The sequence below is a fragment of the Sinorhizobium sp. CB7 genome (assembly GCF_041357635.1).
In the GTDB taxonomy this organism is placed as follows: Bacteria; Pseudomonadota; Alphaproteobacteria; order Rhizobiales; family Rhizobiaceae; genus Rhizobium.
On the sequence record NZ_JAULLL010000045.1, the window covers coordinates 1 to 7,636 of the forward strand.

Below are 7,636 nucleotides of genomic sequence, written 5' to 3' on the forward strand. Positions count from 1 at the left end.
ACTCCCCCTTCGCCCCGCTTGCGGGGAGAAGGTGCCCGGAGGGCGGATGAGGGGCGTCCGCCGCACCTCACCGCCGGAATCTTTAACATTTTCACGACATCTTGATCCGAACGCCCCTTATTTACACCGCCGCACAATAGGGATATTTAATATCCGTAATAGACGCCATTGGAACCGGCGTGGGAAGATGTTGAATGATCCTCAAAAGCCAAGTCGAATGGGCGCTGCATTGCTGCGCCATTCTTGCCGGTCTTCCTGACGGGCGTTATCTATCGACCAAGGCGCTGGCCGAGCTGCACGGCGTGCCGAAGGAATACCTCTCCAAGGCGCTCCAGAGCCTGTCGCAGGCGGGCCTGGTTCATACCACACTTGGTCCAAGCGGCGGTTACCGTCTGGCAAAGCCGGCCACCGATCTGACATTCCTCGATATCGTCGAGGCGGTGGAAGGCAAGACGCGCACCTTCGTTTGCAATAACATCCGCGCCAATAACCCCTGCCGCCCTGAAGGCTATTGCGAAAGCGGCGCTTGTGCCATTGCACGCATCATGTGGGAAGCAGACGAAGCCTGGCGCGCGAAGCTGCGAAGCGTTCGGCTGTCCGCCCTGATCGAAACCCTCTCCCAGGAAGTCCCGGCATCGCTTTGGAAAAGCACTTTCGAATGGGTGCTGGAGCGCGCTGGGTAGAGCATTTCCACGGAGCGACGTGTCCACGCGCGAGACTCGCTCGCGATGAAGGCAATCAGCTGCGAAAAACCATCCGGATTGCCCTTATGAGATCGGGTGCCCGGAGCCTGTGACGGACGTCATGCGATACCTGCTGCTCCGGAGAACTCCCCCATTTCGCCAGGGCGAGAGCCAGGTCTTCCGCGAGTTCCGGGCGATCGACCAGCAGCGGTGCGACCGCCTGCTGATCGATCTCATAGACAGTCACGCGCATGATCGCCTCCAGCGTATGCGCTTCGCCGATGCCGGCAAGAAGACCGGTCTCGCCGAAGAAATCGCCGGGGGCAAGCCGCGCAATCTCCTGGCCATCACGCTTCATGGAGACGATGCCGGCGCGAACGATCATGAGGCTCGAGAGCGTCTCGCCCTCCCGGGCGATGATGGCTCCCGGCTGAAAGTGGCGCGTGGTCGCCGAAGCGGCAAGCGACCTCTTTTCCTCGCTGGTCAACGTCGAAAAGACCGGAATGGCCTCGATCAGCTCGAGTGGCGTGACTCGCGACGACGAAGTCGTTTCCTCATTCGGCACCTCGGTCATGCCAAAAGACGTTCCGACCGGCATGGCGAGAAGAAGACCGTTTGACTTGCAATGCCGGTAAACCAGATCGATGACTTCGTTTCTTGCGGGCGTCCGCTGGGCCGGGCCTTTGACGCGAAACTGAAGCTCAACCTCGATCGCAGTGGCATCGATCCCTCTCATCGCGACCACCGGCGCTGGTTCCCTGACGATCGAATTGCAGCTGTCCAGAACGGAACGCATCACGTCATCGAGGGCATGCGGGTCGGTGCGATGCGAACCGTCAATGCGATCTGGTGGGTCTCATCCGGACGGCTGAGGTTGGTCAGGCCAAGTTTCGCCAGAACGCTGTTCGGCAGGACGACGATGTTGTGCGCGCCCGTCAGAAGATGGGTCGATCGCCAGTTGCTTTCGACGACCCGCCCTTCCGTGCCGTCGCTGAGAAGAATCCAGTCGCCGATGAGGTATGGACGTCCGAGCGTTAGCGCAATGCCCGAAAAAAGATCGCTGAGGGTGTTTTGCAACGCCAGGCCCAGGATGATGGCGATGACCCCCGAGGTTGCCAGCAGCGTTCCGATGGGAACGCCGAAGACGAAGGCCAGCACCGACAGGCCGATACCGAGATAGACGACGGCCACGGTCAGATCCTGGATCAGCCGCGCCTCCTTTGGTCGGCGGTCCAGGACGAGATAGATGCGGATAAAGCCGATGATCGCCCAGGCAAGATGGATCCACCACAGCACTTTCGCCGAGATCGCAAGCAGCGAGACCAGGCTTTGGTCCTGCGGATCCTGGAACCGGGTCGGCGCGATCCGCGCGTACCAGAGAACGACGGTCATCGACGCGAAGAAGAGGATCTGGACGATAAGGCGCGCCATCGGCCGGCCGCGCCCCTGGAGATGCCACACGACGATGCCGGCAATGCCCAGGAGGTTGATCAGGACGAGGGGCAATAACGGGATGTCGGCCGACATGAGGAAACTCTTCGCGCAAGAATGTGCCGCAGTTTTGCGGCAAGGAATGTTTGAAAACAATGGCTAAAAGCCTGCCGCGTCAATCTCTTTTCACGCGACAGGCTTCAGGCGGCGGGTGCAATCGATACGGGGCGCAACAGAGCTTGTCGCGCCGGTCATCGATTACTTCTTGAGCGGAGTGAGCAGCTCTTTGTCGTCGGTATTGACCACAAAGACGGCCAGCAGCTTGGCGGGCTCGGTCTGGCTGGCATTCTCGTCGAGGGTATGACGATCACCCGGCATCTCCGGGAAGTTTTCGCCCGCCTTGTAGACCTTCTCCGGACCGTCGTTCACGCTGGTGCGCAGCGCACCTTCCAGAACGGTCGCATAGATGAAGGCGGAGTCCGGGTGGGTGTGGCCCACGGAAGCGCCGCCCGGCGGGTATTCGACAAGAATGCCCTTCATGCTTTTTCCAGGTATGTTGGGAATCGCATGGTCAAAGACAACCGTCACCTTGGGGGCCTTGTCCCCACCTCCGGCGTGCTCACCGTCGGCCCGTGCGCCGCAGACCGCGGCAAGGCTGAGGGCGGCTGCAAGCAGAGTACTCCTGATCATCACAAATCTCCTTGTTTCAAATGGATGGGTCACGGGTGACGCGGGCTTGCGCCACCTTGTTCCTGCTATGCTCGCTTCGCCGAACCTGATTTGGCGAACCATTCTTCGAAGGTGATGCGTCCGAGGCGCGGGTTATTGTCCGAAACCAGCGACTGGTCGTTGACCAGCAGGCCGAAATATCGGGCCTCCGGATCGGCGACGACCTTCCTTGGATCCTTCATCGCCTGCAGGTATTGAGTGATGAGGTCGCTCATTTTCTCGCGCTTCGGACCGGAGATCTCAATGGTCCGCATGGCGGGAGCGGCGAGCGCGACCTCCGCCATGACGTCGGCGACGTCATCGGCCGCGATCACCTGCACGGCTGCCGGCGGAACACGCACGGTATCGCCGACGGTTCCGGAATCCGCGATGCCGCGGAGGAATTCCATGAACTGCGTCGAATGGATGATCGTGTAGGGAATGCCCGACTCCTTGATCAGCTTTTCCTGGACGAGCTTGGCGCGGAAATAAGGGCTTTCCTGCAAGCGTTCGGTGCCGACGACGGAAAGCGCGATATGGTGCCTGACGCCGGCGGCCTTTTCCGCCGCCATGAGATTGCTCCCCGCAGTCTGGAAGAAATCGATCGACTTCTCGTCGAAGGTGGGCGAATTGGCGAGATCGATCACGATCTCAGTGCCGGCCATTGCATCGGCGAGCCCCTCGCCGGTGAGGGTGTTGACGCCGGTGTTGGGCGAGGCCGCGACGACCTCGTGTCCCTTTTTGCTGAGGCGTTCGACTGTCTTTGAACCGATAAGGCCGGTTCCGCCGATAATGACGATTTTCATAACGACTCTCCGTTCGCGAACCGTGTCCGGCCGCGTCAATTGAAAGGGGAATTGTCAGTAGACGTCAGAGCGCCGCACGTTTGAATGAATGAGCAATCGGCGCTCTAATCTTTTATTCCAAAGCCGTTTCTGTGTCAAAACGACGCAGGCTTCAGCTCAGGCCGGCCTTGTCGAGCCCGTATGCCTTGTCGGCGGATCCCGGAACCGTCCTGAAGCCGACATTGACCCGGTTCCAGGCATTGATTGCCATGATCGAAAAGGTGAGGTCGGAGATTTCCTTCTCGGAAAGCTGGCCGCGAACCCGCTCGTAGATTTCGTCTGGAACGCCGCCGTCGGGCAGCTTCGTCAGGACTTCCGTCCAGGCAAGTGCTGCACGCTCGCGGGGGATGAAGAGGTTCGACTCCCGCCAGATGGCGATGTGATGGAGACGCAGTTCGCTCTCGCCGTGGATCTTGGCCTCCTTGACATGCATGTCGAGGCAGAAGGCGCATCCGTTGATCTGCGAAGCGCGGATGTTGACGAGATCGTGCGTCTTCGTCTCGATGACGCTCTCCTTCAGGGCAAGGCTGAAGTCCAGGAATTTCTTGAAGAGTTCGGGTGATTGCTGGGCGTAGTTCAGGCGCTGTGTCATGTCGTCCTCCGGTTATTAAGGATATCCGATGTCCTTATGGATATAAAATATCCGTAATAGCTAGACAGTAAAGCGCTTCTGGCCTAAGTTCTCGTCATAAGGCTTATGTCGAAAAGTATGAGGGGGCGCTCATGGACATCGTATGCGCTTTGCGGACCTTCCTGCGGGTTGCGGAAGTCGGCTCGTTTTCCGGTGCAGCTATGGACCTCAATCTCACGCAACCGGCCGTCTCCAGGCAGGTTTCCGCGCTGGAAGCGCATTTCAGCATTCGCCTGTTTCATCGAACGACGAGCGCGCTCGCCCTCACAGCCGAAGGTGAGCAGATGATCCCGATGGCTTTGCGCGTGATCGAAGCGGTCGATACCCTCGGCGAGAGGACCTGCCCCGAAGGGGCAATCGCATCGGGCAAAGTCCGGCTGAGCCTTCCGGCACCTCTCGGGCTCTATCTGAGCGACCGGCTCAGCACGCTTCTGGCGGTCTATCCGGGCCTTTCGGTCGAATTGCTTTTCCGGGAAGATCCGTCCGATCTGGTCGGCGAAGGCATCGACCTGGAGGTCCGCCTCGGGGCCGTTGCCGACATGAGCCTGATGTGCCGCCGGATCGGCTGGACGACGGCTTACCTCGTCGCAGCGCCATCCTACCTGCAGAAACGGAGTGCGCCCGCGACACCTGACGACATCAGCGCCCATGATGCGATCTGTTACAGCCGCGCCGGCGACGGCAGGTCATGGTCCTTTTCCAACGGGGCCGACGACATGGCCGTTCGGATCGCCCCTCGCCTGATCGCCAACAACGCGCTTGCGGTGCATCGCGCCGCACTCGCCGGAGCGGGCCTTGCCGTCCTCTCCCATATTCTTGCGTGCCCGGATATTGCCGCCGGCAGGCTCGTCAGCCTCATGCCGGATTTTCCACCGACGCGCCTGCCGATCAATGTCGTCTATCCATCCCGCCGAAATATCCCGCTGCGCGTGCGCGCCGTTCTCGATTTCCTCGTCGAGGCCGTTCGCGAGGACCCTTTGATGGCTTCCTCCTCTGGCCCATCGCTCAATGCCGTCGATTACGGGATTCTCGAAAATTCTCTCATCCGGCGCCAAGCCTGATCTATAGCTCGTCAACAATTTTTGCAATTAATACGATCAAACATCCGGATTAATTACCAACAGTATGTATTTTGAAGCTATAGCCTCATTGAAAGACCATCATGAATATTCGCCTTTACAGCCTCCTCATCGCATTGATCTTCCCGACCTTTGCCCACGCCGCGGAATGTCCCACTGAAAAGACCGCAAAGAATGGATTCATCTTGGGAAATGACGCCGCGGTCAGCGAGTTCCGGCCAGCCAGAGGATCGTTGGTCTCGATTACGACCACGTTCGGCGGATCGAACAAGCAGATCGTCTACTCATTCGACGGCATCTTCGATCTCTATCGCGTGGACCGCCAAACAAGATCTGGAATGCATCCGCTTTCGGACCTGAGCAAGATCGTCCTGCTAAAGAAGGGCGATCATCGCGTGATCGACTTCGTACCATTCGACCCGGAACGGTCCGCGGACCAGTGGGCACTCGAGTTGACCGTGATGAAACGCGAGACCATGGACCTCGGCCAATGCAAATACGATGTCCTCCGGGTCAAGCAGGAGACCAAGAGGAACGGTGCAACAGTCGGCACCCTAAGCTTTCTGTACTCTCCCGATCTTCATGCAACCCTTGCCAAGATTTATGACGAAGGTAAGAGCACCGAAGAAGTGTCAGGCTACGATTATATTGAAACCCTGACGCAATAGAGAGGGATTCAGATTTCAGGTCGGCTCGACCAGAAATCATCCGGCTCCAGCGGCAGGGGCACCGCTTTCCGTTTCCGAGAGCGCATCCAGTCGACGGACGATGTCGGGATCGCTGAATGCGGCAGGCGGCTTTATCATCTGGCGCACCTCCAGCATCAATTTGTGTATGACCGGATCGCGAGCAGCCGCCCTGGAGATTTCCGATTGTCGTTTGAGGATCATCTGCAGGTTCGCAGGCCGCTCCCCTCGCGTCATCGGATGGGCGAAATCCGGCATGGCCGACATCGTCCACGCGACCGAAACCATCGACGCTGCTTCCTTCAGGAAGAAGATCGGCCAAAGTTCATTCGACCGGTCGGCCGCTCCAGCCCGGTCTTGCAGCAGGGTCTTCAGCAGAGCAGCCTGTTTCGCCGCGACCGTCATGCCCTGCCCGTAGATCGGATTGAAATGGGATATGGCATCGCCGAGCGGCAGAAGACCCGGGGGAAAATCACCTATTCTTTCATAGTGAACCCACCTGCTCTCCGGAAAGCCGTACCGGTGGATCACATCCAGCGGTATGGCGTCCTTGATCGCGTTGTAGATCGTGGGGGTCCTGAGCTCCCTGGAAAATTCCAGGAAACCTGCCAGATTCGCCGGCGGAGCCTCCGCATGGCGGTGGCCAACGAGCGCCTGCCAACGATTGCCTTCGATCAGCATCAGCACACCGCCGCGAATATGGTCGGGGAATTCGGGATAGGTGATGACCTGTTTCCAGTCGCGCGTGCCGGCGGGCAGCTCGAATGTCGTGGTCGCATAGCTGACGTCGATCCCAACTGTCGAAATCTCCGGTTCCGGCCGCCCGGTGGCCTTGAGGAAGGCCAGCGTCAGGGCACCGCGACCTGACGCGTCTATGACCAGGTCGGCGGGAATAGTCTCCCGGGCTCTGTCGGCATTCTCGCACCGCACGCCGACCACGGATCCATCTTCGGCGGCGACGAGGTCGATGACGCGGCATTTGGCACGCAGTCTCACGGCTGGCAGCTTCATCACCCGCTCGCGCAGGACGAACTCGATAAGAGGCCGAGACATGTTATAGACATGCCATCCCAGATCGCGCCGCGGAAACGTCTCGTAGCCCGGCCATTCTTCCCGCCGATCGAGGTTTATGCGGCAGTGGACCGCCCCTGCATCCGTCAGATCCTGGTCGATGCCGGGGAAGATCTCGCAGAGCGCGCTGAGCCCGCCAAGAAGCATATTGTGAATCTGGCTGGACTGCGGCACGCCGGAACGAGAACGAGGACCGGGCGGCAGCTCGTCCCGCTCCAGCAGGATGACATTCTCGAAATGATCGGCCAGCGCCCCCGCTGCAGCCAGGCCGCCTACGCCAGCACCCACGACAACGGCATTCTTCAGGTGTCCCATCGTGAATTCCCAAGAGATAAGTGGATCTCACCTTGATAGTACGGCTCGTGCTGCTTGAATGTTTCAAACCGGGCCTTGTCCGCTACAGATGCAATGTCCGGCGGAGCGTGTCGGCGATACTGCGACCTCCCCCTTCTCCCCAGCGGGGAGAAGTGCCGAGCAGAGCGAGGCGATGAGGGGGGCGAGG

General features: G+C 59.6%; 7 protein-coding genes and 1 pseudogene. 3 read left to right on the top strand and 5 right to left on the bottom strand.

What is annotated here, in order from left to right; translation table 11 throughout:
- Nucleotides 1-194: 194 nt before the first annotated feature.
- The gene (locus AAE029_RS35950; RefSeq protein ID WP_371077724.1) at nucleotides 195-683 is read left to right on the top strand and encodes an Rrf2 family transcriptional regulator; all 489 of its coding nucleotides are present in this window, start codon (nucleotides 195-197) and stop codon (nucleotides 681-683) included.
- Nucleotides 684-738: 55 nt separating this feature from the next.
- Here AAE029_RS35950 and AAE029_RS35955 read toward each other — a convergent pair.
- The 4 genes and pseudogenes from AAE029_RS35955 to AAE029_RS35970 form a co-directional block, all read right to left on the bottom strand.
- Nucleotides 739-2,210 (bottom strand): annotated as a pseudogene (locus AAE029_RS35955) (mechanosensitive ion channel family protein).
- Between the two features lie 162 nt (nucleotides 2,211-2,372).
- Nucleotides 2,373-2,804, bottom strand: coding sequence for a cupin domain-containing protein (locus AAE029_RS35960; RefSeq protein WP_371077725.1), 432 nt, complete (start codon nucleotides 2,802-2,804; stop codon nucleotides 2,373-2,375).
- 65 nt (nucleotides 2,805-2,869) lie between these two features.
- The gene (locus AAE029_RS35965; RefSeq protein ID WP_371077726.1) at nucleotides 2,870-3,628 is read right to left on the bottom strand and encodes an SDR family oxidoreductase; all 759 of its coding nucleotides are present in this window, start codon (nucleotides 3,626-3,628) and stop codon (nucleotides 2,870-2,872) included.
- A gap of 151 nt (nucleotides 3,629-3,779) precedes the next feature.
- Nucleotides 3,780-4,259, bottom strand: coding sequence for a carboxymuconolactone decarboxylase family protein (locus tag AAE029_RS35970; RefSeq protein ID WP_371077727.1), 480 nt, complete (start codon nucleotides 4,257-4,259; stop codon nucleotides 3,780-3,782).
- Nucleotides 4,260-4,390: 131 nt separating this feature from the next.
- On the opposite strand from AAE029_RS35970, the gene AAE029_RS35975 reads away from it, so the two are divergent.
- Both AAE029_RS35975 and AAE029_RS35980 read left to right on the top strand, forming a co-directional pair.
- Nucleotides 4,391-5,359, top strand: a complete 969-nt coding sequence (locus AAE029_RS35975) for a LysR family transcriptional regulator (protein WP_371077728.1) — start codon at nucleotides 4,391-4,393, stop codon at nucleotides 5,357-5,359.
- Nucleotides 5,360-5,460: 101 nt separating this feature from the next.
- On the top strand, nucleotides 5,461-6,045 hold the full coding sequence (locus AAE029_RS35980; RefSeq protein WP_371077729.1) for a hypothetical protein: 585 nt from the start codon (nucleotides 5,461-5,463) through the stop codon (nucleotides 6,043-6,045).
- Nucleotides 6,046-6,081: 36 nt separating this feature from the next.
- On the opposite strand, the gene AAE029_RS35985 is transcribed toward AAE029_RS35980, so the two are convergent.
- Nucleotides 6,082-7,449: an NAD(P)/FAD-dependent oxidoreductase gene (locus AAE029_RS35985; RefSeq protein WP_371077730.1), complete on the bottom strand. Its 1,368-nt coding sequence runs from the start codon at nucleotides 7,447-7,449 to the stop codon at nucleotides 6,082-6,084.
- Between the last annotated feature and the right edge of the window lie 187 nt (nucleotides 7,450-7,636).

Coding starts and splice junctions, on each gene's coding strand:
- AAE029_RS35950 (WP_371077724.1), top strand. CDS start 195: ATGATCCTCAAAAGCCAAGTCGAATGGGCGCTGCATTGCTGCGCCATT.
- AAE029_RS35960 (WP_371077725.1), bottom strand. CDS start 2,804: ATGATCAGGAGTACTCTGCTTGCAGCCGCCCTCAGCCTTGCCGCGGTC.
- AAE029_RS35965 (WP_371077726.1), bottom strand. CDS start 3,628: ATGAAAATCGTCATTATCGGCGGAACCGGCCTTATCGGTTCAAAGACA.
- AAE029_RS35970 (WP_371077727.1), bottom strand. CDS start 4,259: ATGACACAGCGCCTGAACTACGCCCAGCAATCACCCGAACTCTTCAAG.
- AAE029_RS35975 (WP_371077728.1), top strand. CDS start 4,391: ATGGACATCGTATGCGCTTTGCGGACCTTCCTGCGGGTTGCGGAAGTC.
- AAE029_RS35980 (WP_371077729.1), top strand. CDS start 5,461: ATGAATATTCGCCTTTACAGCCTCCTCATCGCATTGATCTTCCCGACC.
- AAE029_RS35985 (WP_371077730.1), bottom strand. CDS start 7,449: ATGGGACACCTGAAGAATGCCGTTGTCGTGGGTGCTGGCGTAGGCGGC.